We start from the raw sequence: 15,480 nt of genomic DNA, 5'->3' as shown, positions 1-15,480 counted from the left end.
TTTCCTTCGGGGAGTCGATGCGGGTCAGCGGGCGCGGACGGCGTCGGCCTCGGCTTCGAGGACCAGCGCCTCCGCCTCGACGACGATGTCGGTGGCCGCGTCGGGACGGCGGACGAACACCAGCCAGGTGAGCGCGACACACGCGACGTAGAAGCCGGTGAAGACCCAGAAGGCGGTGGTGGCCGAGGCGGTGGAGGCGTAGGAGGAGCGCAGCACCAGGTTGATCCCGACCCCGCCGAGCGCGCCGATGGCGCCGACGAAGCCGATGAGCGCGCCGGAGGTGTTCTGCGACCACGCGGCCCGCTCGGCTTCGGGCAGCCCCAGCCCGCGGGACTCCTCCTCGAAGACCGACGGGATGAGCTTGGTGACCGAGCCGTTGCCGAGCCCGGAGAGCACGAAGAGCGTGATGAAGCCGACGACCAGCAGCGTCATGGTGCCGCCGGTCGGGACGCCGCCGTTGCTGTCACCGGCGGTGCTCGCCCCGGCGACCAGCAGCGCCGCCGCGGTCATCAGCACGAACACCACCGCGGTCACCCGGCCGCCGCCGATCCGGTCGGCCAGCTTGCCGCCGTAGGGCCTGGCCAGCGAGCCGAGCAGCGGGCCGAGGAAGGCGATCGATGCGGCGTGCAGCGTGGCCTGGGCGGCGGTGTCGCCACCGGCCTTGAAGCTCAGCTGCAGCACCTGGCCGAAGGCGAAGCCGTAGCCGATGAAGGAGCCGAAGGTGCCGATGTAGAGGAACGCGACGGCCCAGGAGCGGCGCACCTTGAGCGCGGTGAGCATGTAGCCGAGGTCGGCCTTCTGATTCGCCAGGTTGTCCATGTAGAGCGCGGCGCCGAGCCCGGCCACCGCGATCAGCACCAGGTAGACCGCGCAGATCACCGAGGCGTACTCGTTGCCGAGCGTCGCGATCACGGCCAGCCCGACCAGCTGGATCACCGGGACGCCGATATTGCCGCCACCGGCGTTCAGCCCGAGCGCCCAGCCCTTGAGCCGCTGCGGGTAGAAGGCGTTGATATTGGTCATGGAGGAGGCGAAGTTACCGCCGCCGAGCCCGGCGAAGGCCGCGACCACCAGGAACGTGGTGTACGAGGTGCCGGGCTGGTTCACGAAGTACAGCGTGAGCAGCGTGGGGATCAGCAGCATGAGGGCGCTGAAGACCGTCCAGTTGCGGCCGCCGAAGCGGGCGGTGGCGACGGTGTAGGGGATGCGCAGGATCGCGCCGACCAGCGTCGGCACCGCGACCAGGAAGAACTTCCCGGCCGGGTCGATCCCGAACTGCTCGGCCGGCATGAAGAGCACCATCACCGACCAGATGGACCACACCGAGAACCCGACATGCTCGGCGAAGACCGACCAGATCAGATTGCGCCGTGCGATGTCCTTGCCGCCTGCTTCCCAGGCCGCGACGTCCTCGGCATCCCACTCGGAGATGGTGTGCTTGCGCGTCGACGTGCTCAACGAGGCCTCCCTGTCTTGCGGATGGCCCAACGGTAGGTAACGGGTATTGCCGGAATGCTGCGCGAAATGACCGCCGGATCAACGGTTGCTCACCTGCCGTGATCACCGCGGGTGAGACCCGGAGCTTTGTTTCAGGCATGTGACGCAAGCGTTCTCGTCGCGTCACGAAGAGCCGAAACCGCAGGCTGCCGACGGTGAGGTGTGACCTACAGCATGAACCGGGCGCGCTCCGGGCGCAACCGGATCACCAGCTGTCCTCGAGCATTCGCGGCTTGCAGGCCTGCCACGCGCCGAGCAGCATGACCACGGCCACCACCGCCAGCAGCCCGAAGGAGGCCGCCCAGCCCCCGGTCGCGGTGTGCAGCACGCCGAAGAGCAGCGGGCCGACGCAGGCCACCGCGTACCCGACGCCCTGCGCGAAGCCGGAGAGCGCGGCCGAGCCCGCCTGAGTGCGGGTGCGCAGGTTGATCAGGGTGAGCGCCATCGGGAAGGTGCTCGGGCCGAGGCCGAGGATCACCACCCACAGCACCGGGGCCGCCATCGGCGCGAAGAGCAGCCCGGCGAAGGCCACCCAGAAGCAGACCGCGCAGCCGAAGACAATGGGGAACGGGTTCGCGAAGCGGGCCACCACCACCGGCGAGCCGAGCGCCGCGACCAGCCCGAGCAGGGAGAAGAGCGCCACCATGGTGCCGCCGAAGGCGGCGTCGGCGCCGGCGTCGGCCAGCACGGCGGGCAGCCAGGCGAAGATGGCGTAGGTGGAGAGCGAGGTCATGCCGAACATGACGGCCATGCCCCAGGCCACCGGCGAGCGCCAGACCCGGCCGCGCGCGGCGCCCGACTCGGGCAGCGCGGTGCCATCCGCCCGGTCCCGGCCGCGCCGGGCGCGCAGCACCGCGAACCACGGCACCGCCGCCGCGAAGCCGACCAGCGCCCAGACCCCGATCGAGATCCGCCAGCCCTGCGCCTCCGCCAGCGGCACCGCCACCAGCGCGGGCAGCACCGTGCCGAGCTGCACCATGGTGATGTAGAGCGCGCTGAGCACCGGCACCCGGTCCGGGAAGTACCGCTTGACCAGCGGCGGGATCACCACATTGCCGATCCCCATCCCGGCGAGCGCGAGCGCGGAGAAGACCAGCAGCGCGCCGGTGCCGGAGACGGTGGCGCGGATCAGCATCCCCGCGCCCGCGGCCAGCATGGCCACCAGCGCGGTGCGCTCCAGCCCGAGCGGCCGCACCAGCAGCGGCGCCAGCACGCCGGAGAGCGCGAAGGCCGCGGTGGGGATCATGCCGAAGACCCCGACCACCGCGGTGCCGTAGCCGATGTCGGCGCCGATCCGCTCGGCCAGTGGGCTGAACGCCGTGACCGCGACGCGGAGGGTGAAGGCGGACATCACAATGGCGGCGAATACCAGCAGGCGACCCTCCAGCAACGCGCGCCGACGCGCCGCGGGCTGCGTCGACGTGGATTCGGTCGTCGAGGGGTCGAGGGTGGCAGTCACCTGGAAATCATAGGATGACCCGATGATATCGGGCAACCCGGTGTGAGCAGCGGTACCCTGTTGCGGTGCAACCCGTCCGGCGCACCAGCCTCATCGCCCAGGTGACCGAACAGCTGCGAGCCGAAATACGCTCCGGCCGTTGGGCCATCGGCTCGCGCATCCCCACCGAACCCGAGCTCACCGAGCTCACCGGCACCGGCCGCAATACCGTGCGCGAGGCGGTGCAGGCGCTGGTGCACGCCGGCATGCTGGAGCGCAGGCAGGGCTCGGGCACCTACGTCATCGCCGCCTCCGAGGTCGGCGGCACGCTCGGCAAGTACTTCGCCGATGCCGAGGAGCGCGACGTCCTGGAGCTGCGCAAGGCGCTCGACACCACCGCCGCCGGGCTGGCCGCGCGCCGCCGCGACGACGCCGACATCGAGAACCTGCTGCGCCTGCTCGCGGTGCGCAACGAGCAGAACTGGGACCACTACGACGCCGACTCGGTCGCCGCCGACGTCGAACTGCACCGCGCCATCGTGGTCGCCAGCCACAATGCCGTGTACCTGGAGTTCTACGATTCGCTGCTGCCGACCATCGAGCGGGTGATCGCCGCGCGGGCGGTCAAGCAGCCCGCCGCCTACCAGGAGGAGCACACCGACCTGGTGCAGGCGGTGATCGACGGCGACCAGCAGCGCGCCGAGCGGGCCGCGCAGTGCTTCCTCGGCTCGCTCATCGCCGAGTACCCGGACCACTGAGGTAACCGAAGGGTCACCATCCGGCCTTCGGCGATGTGAGCGGGAATTGCCGCCCACGTCACCGGGGGCCACGGGGACGCAACAACGGTTTCCTACCTTGGTCTCGACCGAGGCGTCGAGGGAAGGAATCCGATGACAGCGGTGGCTGAATCCGGTACGCAGACAGAACCGTTCACCCACGAGAAGCGCGGCCGCTGGCTGGAGCGCTGGGAGCCGGACAATCCCCGGTTCTGGGAGTCCGGCGGCAAGCGCACGGCCAGGAAGAACCTCGCGTTCTCGGTGTTCGCGGAGAACCTCGGCTTCAGCGTCTGGGTGATCTGGGGCACCGTGGTGACCAGCATGGGCGCCGCGGGCTTCCCCTTCCTGGCCGGGCTCGGCCAGGGCAACCCCGTCGCGGTGAGCAACGCGCTGCTGCTCACCTCCACCCCGACCCTGGTCGGCGCGGCGCTGCGGATCCCGTACACCTTCGCCATCCCGCGCTTCGGCGGGCGGGCGTTCACGGCGTTCAGCGCGGCCATGCTGCTGATCCCGACGCTCGGGCTCGCCTTCTTCGTCAACCAGCCCGGCACCCCCATGTGGGTGTTCATGGTGCTGGCCGCGCTGGCCGGGGTCGGCGGCGGCAACTTCTCCTCGTCGATGGCGAACATCTCGTTCTTCTTCCCCGAGGGCAAGAAGGGCGCGGCGCTCGGAATCAACGCCGCGGGCGGCAATCTCGGCGTCGCGCAGACCCAGCTGGTGCTGCCGCTGCTGATCACCCTCGGCACCCACCTGACCGCGAAGGACCCGGCCGGGTACCGCTTCGGCATCACGCTCTCGGTGCTGATCTGGGTGCCGTTCATCCTGGTGGCGACCTTCGGCGCGCTGCGCTACATGGACAGCATCACCACCGCGAGGTCGGACGGCCGCTCGTACAAACTGGCACTCACCAACCGGCACACCTGGGTGATGTCGTTCCTCTACATCGGCACCTTCGGCTCCTTCATCGGCTTCTCCTTCGCCTTCCCGACCCTGATCAAGGCCAACTTCCCGGACCTGGCGAAGATCGGCTGGATCACCACGCTGGGCAACCTGGCCTTCCTCGGCGCACTGGTCGGCTCGTTCAGCAGGCCGTTCGGCGGCTGGATCTCGGACAAGGTGGGCGGGGCGCGGATGACCGTCGCCGTGTTCGGCGGCATGGCGGTCGCGGTGGGGCTCATCATGGCGGCGCTGGAGCTGAAGAGCTTCCCGCTCTACCTGATCTCGTTCCTGCTGCTCTTCGTGCTCACCGGGATCGGCAACGGCTCCACCTACCGGATGATCCCCTCCATCTTCAGCGCCGAGGCCACCCGGCGGGCGGAGGCGAACGGCATGGACGCCGTGGAGGCGGCGGCATCGGCTCGGCGCCAGGCGGGCGCGGCGATCGGCGTCATCGGCGCGGTCGGCGCCTCCGGTGGGTACCTGCTGCAGCAGGCGCTGCGGCTGTCGAACATCAACTTCGGCACCATGGCGCCCGCCTTCTGGGCCTACGCAGCCGCCTTCCTGGTGATGGCCGGGGTGACCTGGTGGTTCTACCTGCGCTCCTCGTTCGCGGTGAGCCGCGCGCCCTCCCTCGCCTACGCCAAGGTCTGAGTCCGCGCAGACGCGAACGGCGCGCCGGGGCCCCCGGCGCGCCGTTCGCGTGCTCAGACCAGGAGCCGGACCATATCGGCGGTGCGGGCGAGCCCGGGGAACGCCGCCGCGCTGGAGCGCGGGTGCAGTGCGTGCACCGCGAGCCGGAAGATCACGGCCCGCAGCAGCATCTGCGGCCACTCGGGCAGCTCGCCCCAGCGGTCGAGCAGGCCGTCGTCGGCACCGCCCCAGGAGAGCGCGTCCACCACGATCACCCCGGCGGCCCAGGCGGCGGGGCGCCAGTACGGGGTGATGTCGGTGAGGCCGGGGGCGCTGAGGCCGTTGAAGAGCACGGTGCCGAAGAGGTCGCCGTGCACCAGTTGCGCGGGGGTGCGCACCGGGCGGCGCAGCGTGGCCAGCTGGCCGAGCAGCTCCATGCTGTGCACGCCGTCCGGCGAGGTGGGCGGGGGCGCACCCGCGCCGCGCAGGCTGCGCAGCGGGATGGCCTCCCAGGCCGCGCGGTCGGCGGCGACGAAGACGTCGACGTCCAGCCACGGCGCGACCGGCGGCTGCACCAGGAAGCGCGGCCGCTCCAGCGCGGCGGTGGCCTCGTGCAGCCGCAGCGAGACCGAGACCACCTCGTCGTGCCGCGGTTCGGGGACGCCGTCCAGGTAGTAGTCGGCACGCCAGCCGGAGACCACGTAGCGGCCGTCGGTGGCGCGCACCGGGCGGGCCAGCCGCACCCCGTCCACCGCCAGCGTCTCGCGCACCCGCGCCGACCAGGCGGCGCGGGCGTGGTCGGCCACCGGGCTGAGCACCACATCGTCGAACAACCAGCCGCCGTCCCAGTCCCCCAGCGACACCGGAGTCACCGACTGGAGACCGAAGGTGGCACGCACGTGATCGGGAGGTTCCACGGAGGTCACGGCCGTACCGTAACCCCGGTGCCGGAGCCCCGACGGATGCCGCGCCGCAGCGGAAAACCGCTGTAGCACATCCGTAGCATCCGCCGTGCGGAGCGGCTCCGGTCAGTAGACGGGCAGGCTCTTGTCCACCTGGTTCGCCCAGGCGATCACGCCGCCCTGCAGGTGCGTGGCGTCGGCGAAGCCCGCCTGCTTGAGCGCGGCCAGCGCCTCCGCCGAGCGGATCCCGGTCTTGCAGTGCAGCACGATCGGGCGGTTCTGCGGCAGCTCGGCCAGCGCCTCGCCGGAGAGGATCCGGTCCTTGGGGATGAGCGTGGCGCCGTCGATGTGCACGATGTCCCACTCCACCGGCTCGCGCACGTCGATCAGCTCGACCTTGTTCTCCGCCAGCAGCGCCTCCAGCTCGCGCGCGGTGATGGTGGAGCCCGCGGCGGCCGCCTGCCCCTCCTCGGAGACGACGCCGCAGAAGGCGTCGTAGTCGATCAGTTCGGTGATCGGCTGCCGCTCCGGGTCGCGGCGCAGCTTGATGGTGCGGTAGTTCATGTCCAGTGCGTCGTAGACCATGAGCCGGCCGAGCAGCGGCTCGCCGATGCCGGTGAGCAGCTTGATCGCCTCGGTGACCATGACCGAGCCGATGGAGGCGCAGAGCACGCCGAGCACGCCGCCCTCGGCGCAGGAGGGGACCATGCCCGGCGGCGGGGCCTCCGGGTAGAGGTCGCGGTAGTTGATGCCGCGGCCGTCGGGGGCGTCCTCCCAGAAGACCGAGACCTGGCCCTCGAAGCGGTAGATCGAGCCCCAGACGTACGGCTTGCCCGCCAGCACCGCGGCGTCGTTCACCAGGTAGCGGGTGGCGAAGTTGTCGGTGCCGTCGACGATCAGGTCGTACTCGCGGAAGAGCTCGACGGCGTTCTCCGGCTCCAGCCGGATGGTGTGCAGCCGGACGTCGATCCCGGAGTTGATCTCCAGGATGGAGTCGCGCGCGCTCTCCGCCTTCGGCCGCCCGATATCGGACTCGCCGTGGATGATCTGGCGCTGCAGGTTGGAGGCGTCCACCTCGTCGAACTCCACGATGCCGAGCGTGCCGACGCCGGCCGCGGCCAGGTAGAGCAGGGCCGGGGAGCCGAGCCCGCCCGCGCCGATGACGAGCACCCTGGCGTTCTTCAGCCGCTTCTGCCCGTCCACGCCCAGGTCCGGGATGATCAGGTGGCGGCTGTAGCGGGCCACCTCGTCCCTGGTGAGCTCGGCGGCCGGTTCGACAAGGGGCGGCAGCGGCTTCGGTGATGACACGTCAAGGGCTCCTCGCGTCGATGGCCGGTGAATTTCTCCGTGCAACGCCGGTGACCGGCCGGTTCTTCCCGGCCATCGTCGCGCACCGGGCGAGCACGCTCACTCCCGGGGTAGGGCCGCCGTCTGCGCCGCCACCGCACCGGCCGGGCAGCCGCGCCTCACCCACGTGGGTAGGGCTGCTGTCTGCGCCGCCACCGCACCGCACCGGCCGGGCAGCCGCGCTCACCCACGTGGGTAGGGCTGCTGTCTGCGCCGCCACCGCACCGCACCGGCCGGGCAGCCGCGCTCACCCACGTGGGTAGGGCCATGCGTTGAAGCGGCAGCGCTTCCCGTCCATGGGAACCACCCCGCTCGGGTCCAGCGTGGCGATGGCGTTGTTGTCGGTGCCGAAGGTCTGCTGCATCATCACCGGCGCCAGCCCGCCGTCGGTCTCGCACGGCTGGTGCTGGTGGTAGCCGATGGCGTGGCCGATCTCGTGGTTCACCAGGTACTGCCGGTAGGAGCCGATATCGCCCTCGAAGGCGGGGGCGCCGCGCACCCAGCGCGCCTCGGAGAGCACCACTTGCTCGGAGTCGGCGTTGTAGCAGGACGAGTCGATGGGGATGTCGAAGCCGCAGGCCTTCCTGGTGCTCGCCCGCGAGCTCAGCGCCACCCGGAAGTCCGGGTCGCCCCGGTCCACCCGGCGGAAGCCGAAGCGCGAATCATGGCCCCAGCTCTTGGGGTTGGCGAGCGTGGAGTCGACCATCGTGGCGACCGCGGCGTCGCCGCCGTAGGCCGCGGTGTCCACTCCGTCCTCGACCTCGACGGTGTACGTGAAGACATACTGCGTGCCGTGCCCGACCTGCTCGGTGCCGCCCGGCACCACCCGCCACGTGCCCGCGCCGACCTCGGTGAACGGCCCGCCCCCCGGCAGCGCGCCGGTGGGCAGGTCGGCCGGGAACTTCCCGTCGCCCGGCGGCGCGCCGATGATGCCGACGTCGTCCGCGCGCGGGCTCAGCGTGCCGAAGCCGGGCACGCCGCTCGCCGCCACCACCGGGGGCGGCCCGCCGCCGCGCACCGCCTCCACCCCGACCAGCACCGACACCACGAGCAGCACCGGCAGTACGTAGGCGCGCCAGCCGTAGGTGGAGAGGAATCGCCGGACGGGGCCGTCGCGCTGTTCCGGCTCGTCCGCGACCGGGCCGTGCTCGGTCGGATTCCAGCTCGCGGCGAGCGGCTGGCGGGAGCGATCCGGCGGGCTGTAGCGCACCGGCGGGGCCCCTCCGGCCGCGACGGGAAGGCGGTCGAGCTCGGCGCCGGACGGTGGTTCCGGTCGGTCGGTCACGGAAGACAGACTCTCACAGCGGCCAGTCTGCCTCGAATCGCCGCATGCCGCAGCGGCGTTGGGCCGGCAATCACGGGCGGGCACGGGCGGCGGCCGACAGTTGGTATCGTGCTTGGGATACCCGGTGCAAACCCCAACTCTTGCCGGGGCGCCGACTGGGAGAGCCGACATGACTGACCTCGTGGATCGGATGGCGCGAAACTCGTCGCCCGATCCCCAGCCCGCGGGTAACCGCGGCGCGACAGCGACCAAACGTGGCACCAGGCTGCCGCGCGATGAGCGCAGGCTGCAGCTACTCCAGGCCGCGAGTGAGGTCTTCGTGCTCCGCGGCTACCACGCCTCCGGGATGGACGAGATCTCGCAGTGCGCGGGAGTGAGCAAGCCGGTGCTGTATCAGCACTTCACCAGCAAGCTCGAGCTGTACGTCGCCGTGCTGCAGAACTACGTCGACATGCTGGTCTCCAGCGTGCGCCAGGCGCTGCGCTCGACCACCGACAACCGGCAGCGCGTGCGCGCGGCGGTGCAGGCGTACTACGACTTCGTCGACAACGAGCAGCAGGGCTTCCGGCTGGTCTTCGAGTCCGACCTCACCAGCGAGCCGCAGGTGCAGCGCCGGGTCGAGCAGGCCACCGAGGCCTGCGTGGACGCCGTCTTCGACGTGGTGGCGCACGACTCGGGGCTGGACCCGTACCGAGCCCGCATCCTCGCGGTCGGACTGGTCGGCGCCAGCCAGTTCACCGCGCGGTACTGGCTGGAGGCGGATCGCCCGATCCCCAAGGAGGAGGCGGTGGACACCACCGTCGCGCTGGCCTGGGGCGGGCTCTCGCACATCCCGCTGCAGCACCCGCTCGAGCGGCCCTGATCCGGCGATGACGAGGGCCCCGCACCGATCGACGGTGCGGGGCCCTCGTCGTGGGCGAGCGGTTCAGACCGCGGCGAAGCCGACCCGGCCCGCGGCGGAGGTGCCGATCTCGACGTAGGCGACCTTGCCGGACTGGATCAGGTACTTGCGGCCCTTCTCGTCGGTGAGCGCCAGTACCCCGTTCTCGCCGGCGAGCGCGCCGCTGACCAGGGACTCGACCTCGGCCGGGGTCTGCGAGCTGGCGATCACGAGCTCCCGCGGGCTATCCGAAATACCGATCTTGACCTCCACGGCCAACCTCCGAACCTAGAGTCCTGTGCTGTCGGTCCCAGGCTAGTCGAGCAGGTAACCGGGGCGGCACACGGCTGCTCCGCTGTCAGCGAACGGTTCAGGCCGGCTCCACCAGCTGGATCTCCAGCTCGATCGTGACCGCGCTGCTCAGGAATCCCGGCGCGGGCGCGCCGACGCCGAGCGCGGTGCGGTCGATGCTTGCGGTGGCGGAGGAGCCCGCGAGGAGCGCTGCCCCGGCGGCGCCGCGCCGGTGCGGATGGTGCCGGAGGGCATCGAGGCGATCATCCGGGCGCTCGACCCGACCCCGGCCTTCGTGCTCGGCCGCGGGCTCACCGTCCGCCGGGCGCGACTGCTCCCCGGCGCCGGCCCGGCTCAGAGGCCGAGTGCCTCCATGCGGGCCGCGTGCCCGGCCTGCATGCGCTCGATGAGCTTCGCCATGCCGTTGAGATCGCCGGTGGCGCTGAGCACGAGCTCGGTGAGCTCGTCCCGCTGCGCCATCACGTACTGCGCCTGGGTGATCGCCTCGCCGAGCAGCCTGCGCCCCCAGAGCGTGAGCCGATCGCGCTCGGAGCGGTTCTCCCGCACCGCGTTCCGCACCTCGTCCACCACGAACTGGGAGTGCCCGGTCTCGGCGAGCACGTCACGCACCACGGCGCCGACCTCGGTCGGCAGCGCGCCCGCGATCTCGGTGTAGAAGTCGGCGGCGATCCCGTCGCCGACGTAGAACTTGACCATCGACTCCAGCCAGGTCGACGGGTCGGTGGAGGCGTGGTAATCGTCGAGGGCGCGGATGAAGGGGGCCATCGCCGCGTAGATGTCGACGCCGCGCTCGGCGAGCGCCACCTCCAGCGTGCGGAAGTGCCCCATCTCGGCCGCCGCCATCTTGGCCGCGAGCACCTTGCCGGAGAGCGTCGGGGAGAGCGCGGCCTCCTCGGCGAGCCGGTAGAAGGCGGAGATCTCACCGTAGGCGAGCACCGCGAAGAGATCGTTCACCCCGGGATGCTCGGCGGCAACGGCCGGCTCGGACGAGGACACGTCGGCAGGCGACTCGACTCCCATGTGCACCAGCCTAGCCCGCTACCCGACCGGCACCGCCCCGCCCGGCACCTCGACCTGCTCGGTGAGGAACGCGTCCAGGTACGACCAGGTGGTAGCCGCGGCATCCGGGCCGGTCAGAATGCCGAGATGGCTGCCGGGGGCGGTCTCGTACCGCACCGAGCGGGCGCCGGTGAGGGTGCGCAGCCCGCCCCGCACGGCGCCCGCCGCGGTGATGGCGTCGCGCGGGCCGCCGATCAGTAACACCGCCGCGGTGACATCGGCCAGCGCGATCCGGCGCGCGCCGAGCCGGAGGACGCCGGACTCCAGGTCACCGGCGAGCACGAAGCGCCGCCAGACCTGGTCCATGAAGCGGCCGGGGTACCCGGCCATATCGGCGAGGAACCGATCGATGGTCTGCATCCTCGCCAGCGCGTCGGTGTTCGCCAGGTTGCCCGCGATGAAGAACGGCCGCATCAGCTCGCGGTCCCAGGCGGAGAGGCGGTAGGAGAGCCGGGTCAGCGGGGCGGGCACCCCGCCCGCGGCCCTGATCGCCGCCGAGGTGAGCTGCCCGCCGGTCGGCGCGGCCAGCAGCCGGAGCTGCGGCACGCCGAGCATCCGGCTGTAGTCCAGCGGCGAGCCGACCGCGGTGACCGAGCGGATCGGCAGCTCCGGGTGCGCGGCCGCGGTGAGCAGCGCGAGCGTGCCGCCGAGCGACCAGCAGACCAGGTCCACCGGCTCGCCGCCGCGCTCCGCCGAGGTGCGCAGCACCGCCTCGGGCAGGATGCGGTCGATCCAGTCCGCCAGCCCCATCCGCCGGTCCGCGTACCCCACCGGCCCGTAGTCGACCAGGTACGGCGCCCGGCCGGAGCCGCCGAGGAACTCGACCACGCTCTGCCCGGGCCGCAGGTCGAAACAGCTCGCCGGGGCGGCGAGCGGCGGCACCAGCAGCACCGCGGGGGCATTCGCCGGGGCGGCGTGGTGGTAGCGGCGCAGCGTCAGGTGTGGCTCGGCGTGCAGCACGTCGGAGGGGATCGGCTCGGGCACCCCGACGCCGGAGCCGAGCGGGGTCAGGGCCAGCGCGTTGCGGGCGGCGCGGGTAACAGCGGCGACGATGCTCACCGGATCACTGTCGCACATCACGGTACCGCCGGTACCAGGTAGTTGTGTTTCGTGCCGAGGATCACTCGCGCCGCAATCCGACCGGGCTCACCGCCGGGACGATACCGCGCTGCACCGCGTCGACCAGCGGCGCCAGCGAGGTGGTGAGCTCGGTGGCGGCATCGCTCGGCAGCGCGGCCAGCGCGCCGTTCCAGGCCGCCTCGTCGGTGACCCGCTCGACCCGCTGCAGCAGCGCGGCGCCGCTGCCGGTGAGCGTCGGGCCGTCCGGCTCGCCGGAGACCAGCCCGGCGGCGCGCAGCTCGTCGACGGCGTCCGCCCACTCCCACTCGGAGACCCCGCGCGCGGGCCGGATCACCGAGACCGGCGTCTTGCCCGCCGCCGTCTGCAGCACCAGCGCCTGCCGCCCGGTGACGCCCGCCCCGACCAGCGCGGCCACGTGGCCGTCGCCGCGGTGCTCGCGCAGCGCGGTGGCCAGCTGCCAGAGCGCGGCCACCGGGTCGGCGGGCAGCGGCAGCGCCGCGTTGGCGGCGAAGAGCGGCCGGCCGGTGGGGTCGGCGGCGCGCTGCACCGGCGCGAGCAGCTCGACCGCGCGGGCGCACTCGGCGGCACCGGCGCCCGCGCCGCGGAGCAGCGCGGTGGCGATCTCCGAGCGGGCGGTCAGGCAGGTCTCCGGGGTCGCGCGGGCCCAGGCGTCCGGCAGCGCCCGCGCGACCATCTCCGGATGGAATCCGGCGAAGGTGGCGAGCACCGCGGCGGGCGCGACGGCGCCGAGCGGCGCGGCCCGGAAGGCGAAGTAGGTCTGCCAGTAACCGCGCAGCCCCACCGCGGTACCGGCCTCCTTGACCCCGGACCCGAAATACACCACATCGTGCAGCGGTTCGAGCGTCGTCCAGATTCGCCGGGCCGGATGAATTGCCATGAGCCGCAGCGTACGTGGGCGTTCACCGAGGACAAGCCACCGGGCGATCGCAATTGCGCGAACCCGCCTTTCCGGGCGCGGAACAATAGCACGCTACAATCATTGCGGACAACGGAAGTTTGCCGGGGCGACAACTCGGCGAAACGCAGCCCGAACTCGGGACTCCGTTGCCGGGAAATGTGCGCGCACCGAATCCGCGGCACCGCCGCGCCGCGCCGACGATTCCCCGAGCAGGCCCCGCCCACGGGCTGCCTGCCCCGATCGTCCGGCAGCGAGCCGAGCAGGTGTCGACCGAGGAGAAACGTGGTCGTCGCGGGCCACCAGGCCCCACACCTCGTGCGCGCTGATGCGATCGACGAGGAAAGGCACGAACCTGAGCAAGATCACTGTCGAACAGGAACCGGGGCTGGCGGATACGCTGCTGACCGCCGAACTGGATGCGACGCACACCGCACCGACATTCGCCGAATTGGGGGTTCGCGACGAAATCGTCCGCGCGCTCACCGAGCTCGGAATCGAACGCACTTTCGCGATTCAGGAACTCACCCTGCCCCTGGCGCTCGCCGGTGAGGACCTGATCGGCCAGGCGCGCACCGGAATGGGCAAGACCTTCGGATTCGGCGTTCCGCTGCTGAACCGGATCGCGAGCGCCGACGGCACCGCACCGCTGGACGGCACGCCGCGGGCACTGGTCATCGTGCCCACCCGCGAGCTGTGCATCCAGGTCACCCAGGATCTGGAGAACGCGAGCAAGTACCTGCGCAACCACCAGGGCCAGCTGCGGGTCACCTCGATCTACGGCGGCCGCCCGTACGACTCGCAGATCGCCGCGCTGCGCTCCGGCGTCGACGTGGTGGTCGGCACCCCCGGCCGGTTGCAGGACCTGGCCGACCAGCAGCACCTGATCCTCGGCAAGGTCGGGGTGCTGGTGCTGGACGAGGCCGACGAGATGCTCGACCTCGGCTTCCTGCCCGATATCGAGCGGATCCTGACCATGGTCCCGGAGAAGCGGCAGACCATGCTCTTCTCGGCCACCATGCCCGGCCCGATCATCACGCTGGCCCGCACCTTCCTCACCCGGCCGACGCACATCAGGGCCGAGGAGCCGCACGATTCCGCCATCCACGAGCGCACCACGCAGTTCGTCTACCGGGCGCACGCGCTGGACAAGGCGGAGCTGGTCGCGCGGGTGCTGCAGGCGGAGGGGCGCGGCGCCACCATGATCTTCACCCGGACCAAGCGGACCGCGCAGAAGGTCGCCGACGACCTGGCCGAGCGCGGGTTCGCGGTGGGCGCGGTGCACGGCGACCTCGGGCAGATCGCGCGGGAGAAGGCGCTCGACCGGTTCCGCAGCGGCAAGATCGACGTGCTGGTCGCCACCGACGTTGCGGCGCGCGGCATCGATATCGACGACGTCACGCACGTCCTCAACTACCAGTGCCCGGAGGACGAGAAGACCTACGTGCACCGGATCGGCCGCACCGGGCGGGCCGGGCGCACCGGCGTCGCCGTCACGCTCATCGACTGGGACGAGCTGAACCGCTGGGCCGCCATCGATAAGGCGCTCGGGCTCGGCATCCCGGAGCCGGTCGAGACCTACTCGCGCTCGCCGCACCTCTTCGCCGAGCTCGGCATTCCGGAGGGGGTCACCGGGACCCTGCGCACGGCGCGGGTCGAGCGGGACGACGACGCGGTCGTCGTCGAGCGGCCCGCGCGGGAGCCGCGCAGCAGGTCGCGGCGGCGGACGCGCGGCGGGCAGCCCGTCGAGGACGCGGGCACCGACAGCGGTGCGGTCACCGACAGCGATGCGGAAGGCGATGCGGAAGGCGATGCGCCGCGCAGACGCCGTCGCAGGCGTCGCGCCGGTGATGCTCCGGTCGCGGAGGGGTCCGGCGTGCACGCCGCCGACGGGGCCGGTACGGCCGAGGCAGGCGCCATCGCGGCGAGCGAGGCAGGCAGTGCCGAGGGCACCGCCGAGTCCGAGGACTCCGGCGACAGGCCCGCCCGCCGTCGCCGCAGGCGGCGCAAGCCGTCCGGCGAGACCGCCGCCACCCCGTCCGAGGCCACCGCCGAAGCCTGAGTTCACACCCGGCCCGCCGCCGCATCGCCACGGTGCGGCGGCGGTCGCGTCTCCGCAGACGGAGATTCGGCAATTCGGCCCCAGCCGGCTCCCGCGCCGTCCTCTCGGCCGCCACCACCGGAGGGCGCCTGCAACCCCCGCTCTCCGTAGCCGGAAATCCGGCCATTCGGCCCCAGCCGGCTCGCGTGCCGTCCGCTCGGCCGCCACCACCGGCAGGCGCCTGCAATCCCCGCTCTAAACCGGAAATCCGGCCATTCGGCCCCGGCCGGCTCCGCGCCGCGCGCCCTCCGCTCGGCTGCCACTACCGGCCCGCGCGGGTAACCCCGCGGCCCGCACGCTCCGTCGCGCCGGGCGCGG

At 72.0% G+C, this 15,480-nt stretch carries 13 protein-coding genes; 4 read left to right on the top strand and 9 right to left on the bottom strand.

The features are described from left to right. Positions 1-24: 24 nt before the first annotated feature. The gene (locus tag NH2_RS25800) at positions 25-1,458 is read right to left on the bottom strand and encodes a nitrate/nitrite transporter (protein WP_084505893.1); all 1,434 of its coding nucleotides are present in this window, start codon (positions 1,456-1,458) and stop codon (positions 25-27) included. A 244-nt stretch (positions 1,459-1,702) separates the two neighbouring features. Beyond that, the gene (locus tag NH2_RS25795) at positions 1,703-2,956 is read right to left on the bottom strand and encodes an MFS transporter (RefSeq protein WP_439951787.1); all 1,254 of its coding nucleotides are present in this window, start codon (positions 2,954-2,956) and stop codon (positions 1,703-1,705) included. A gap of 65 nt (positions 2,957-3,021) precedes the next feature. Between NH2_RS25795 and NH2_RS25790 the strand changes: the two genes are divergently transcribed. Then, the gene (locus NH2_RS25790) at positions 3,022-3,693 is read left to right on the top strand and encodes a FadR/GntR family transcriptional regulator (protein ID WP_067659783.1); all 672 of its coding nucleotides are present in this window, start codon (positions 3,022-3,024) and stop codon (positions 3,691-3,693) included. A 132-nt stretch (positions 3,694-3,825) separates the two neighbouring features. After that, positions 3,826-5,301, top strand: a complete 1,476-nt coding sequence (locus NH2_RS25785) for an MFS transporter (RefSeq protein WP_067659780.1) — start codon at positions 3,826-3,828, stop codon at positions 5,299-5,301. A gap of 53 nt (positions 5,302-5,354) precedes the next feature. On the opposite strand, the gene NH2_RS25780 is transcribed toward NH2_RS25785, so the two are convergent. From NH2_RS25780 to NH2_RS25770, 3 genes are all read right to left on the bottom strand, one after another. Further along, on the bottom strand, positions 5,355-6,206 hold the full coding sequence (locus NH2_RS25780; RefSeq protein WP_067659778.1) for a TIGR02569 family protein: 852 nt from the start codon (positions 6,204-6,206) through the stop codon (positions 5,355-5,357). A gap of 102 nt (positions 6,207-6,308) precedes the next feature. Continuing rightward, complete coding sequence (moeZ, locus tag NH2_RS25775) at positions 6,309-7,490, bottom strand: adenylyltransferase/sulfurtransferase MoeZ (RefSeq protein ID WP_067659775.1); 1,182 nt, start codon at positions 7,488-7,490, stop codon at positions 6,309-6,311. A gap of 286 nt (positions 7,491-7,776) precedes the next feature. Further along, a complete protein-coding gene (locus NH2_RS25770; protein WP_245650763.1) occupies positions 7,777-8,814 on the bottom strand; it encodes a DUF3152 domain-containing protein in 1,038 nt (345 codons plus the stop codon). Between the two features lie 169 nt (positions 8,815-8,983). On the opposite strand from NH2_RS25770, the gene fasR reads away from it, so the two are divergent. Then, positions 8,984-9,676: an HTH-type transcriptional activator FasR gene (gene fasR / locus NH2_RS25765; protein WP_067659772.1), complete on the top strand. Its 693-nt coding sequence runs from the start codon at positions 8,984-8,986 to the stop codon at positions 9,674-9,676. A 63-nt stretch (positions 9,677-9,739) separates the two neighbouring features. Here fasR and NH2_RS25760 read toward each other — a convergent pair whose 3' ends face one another. The 4 genes from NH2_RS25760 to NH2_RS25745 form a co-directional block, all read right to left on the bottom strand. Continuing rightward, complete coding sequence (locus NH2_RS25760) at positions 9,740-9,967, bottom strand: DUF3107 domain-containing protein (protein WP_067659770.1); 228 nt, start codon at positions 9,965-9,967, stop codon at positions 9,740-9,742. Between the two features lie 372 nt (positions 9,968-10,339). Further along, a complete protein-coding gene (locus NH2_RS25755) occupies positions 10,340-11,026 on the bottom strand; it encodes a ferritin-like fold-containing protein (RefSeq protein ID WP_067659767.1) in 687 nt (228 codons plus the stop codon). A gap of 18 nt (positions 11,027-11,044) precedes the next feature. Further along, positions 11,045-12,124 (bottom strand): alpha/beta fold hydrolase, encoded by a 1,080-nt coding sequence (locus tag NH2_RS25750; protein ID WP_174552877.1) that lies wholly within the window; start codon positions 12,122-12,124, stop codon positions 11,045-11,047. 61 nt (positions 12,125-12,185) lie between these two features. Beyond that, entirely contained in the window at positions 12,186-13,043 is an 858-nt protein-coding gene (locus NH2_RS25745; RefSeq protein ID WP_067659762.1) for an SCO6745 family protein, read from the bottom strand. A 346-nt stretch (positions 13,044-13,389) separates the two neighbouring features. Here NH2_RS25745 and NH2_RS25740 point away from each other — a divergent pair, with 346 nt between their 5' ends. Next, positions 13,390-15,123 carry a DEAD/DEAH box helicase gene (locus NH2_RS25740; protein WP_067659759.1) on the top strand — a complete coding sequence of 578 codons (1,734 nt, stop codon included), beginning with the start codon at positions 13,390-13,392 and terminating at the stop codon, positions 15,121-15,123. Positions 15,124-15,480: the final 357 nt, after the last annotated feature.

This window comes from Nocardia harenae NBRC 108248 (assembly GCF_001612885.1).
Lineage (GTDB): Bacteria > Actinomycetota > Actinomycetes > Mycobacteriales > Mycobacteriaceae > Nocardia > Nocardia harenae.
Note: the sequence above shows the minus strand (reverse complement) of the source record. Positions and strands in the feature narration are given on the sequence as shown.

What these genes read in the sequence shown, in the direction of transcription:
- NH2_RS25785 (WP_067659780.1), top strand. Translation starts at nt 3,826, where the DNA reads ATGACAGCGGTGGCTGAATCCGGTACGCAGACAGAACCGTTCACCCAC.
- fasR (WP_067659772.1), top strand. Translation starts at nt 8,984, where the DNA reads ATGACTGACCTCGTGGATCGGATGGCGCGAAACTCGTCGCCCGATCCC.
- NH2_RS25755 (WP_067659767.1), bottom strand. Translation starts at nt 11,026, where the DNA reads ATGGGAGTCGAGTCGCCTGCCGACGTGTCCTCGTCCGAGCCGGCCGTT.
- NH2_RS25745 (WP_067659762.1), bottom strand. Translation starts at nt 13,043, where the DNA reads ATGGCAATTCATCCGGCCCGGCGAATCTGGACGACGCTCGAACCGCTG.
- NH2_RS25740 (WP_067659759.1), top strand. Translation starts at nt 13,390, where the DNA reads ATGCGATCGACGAGGAAAGGCACGAACCTGAGCAAGATCACTGTCGAA.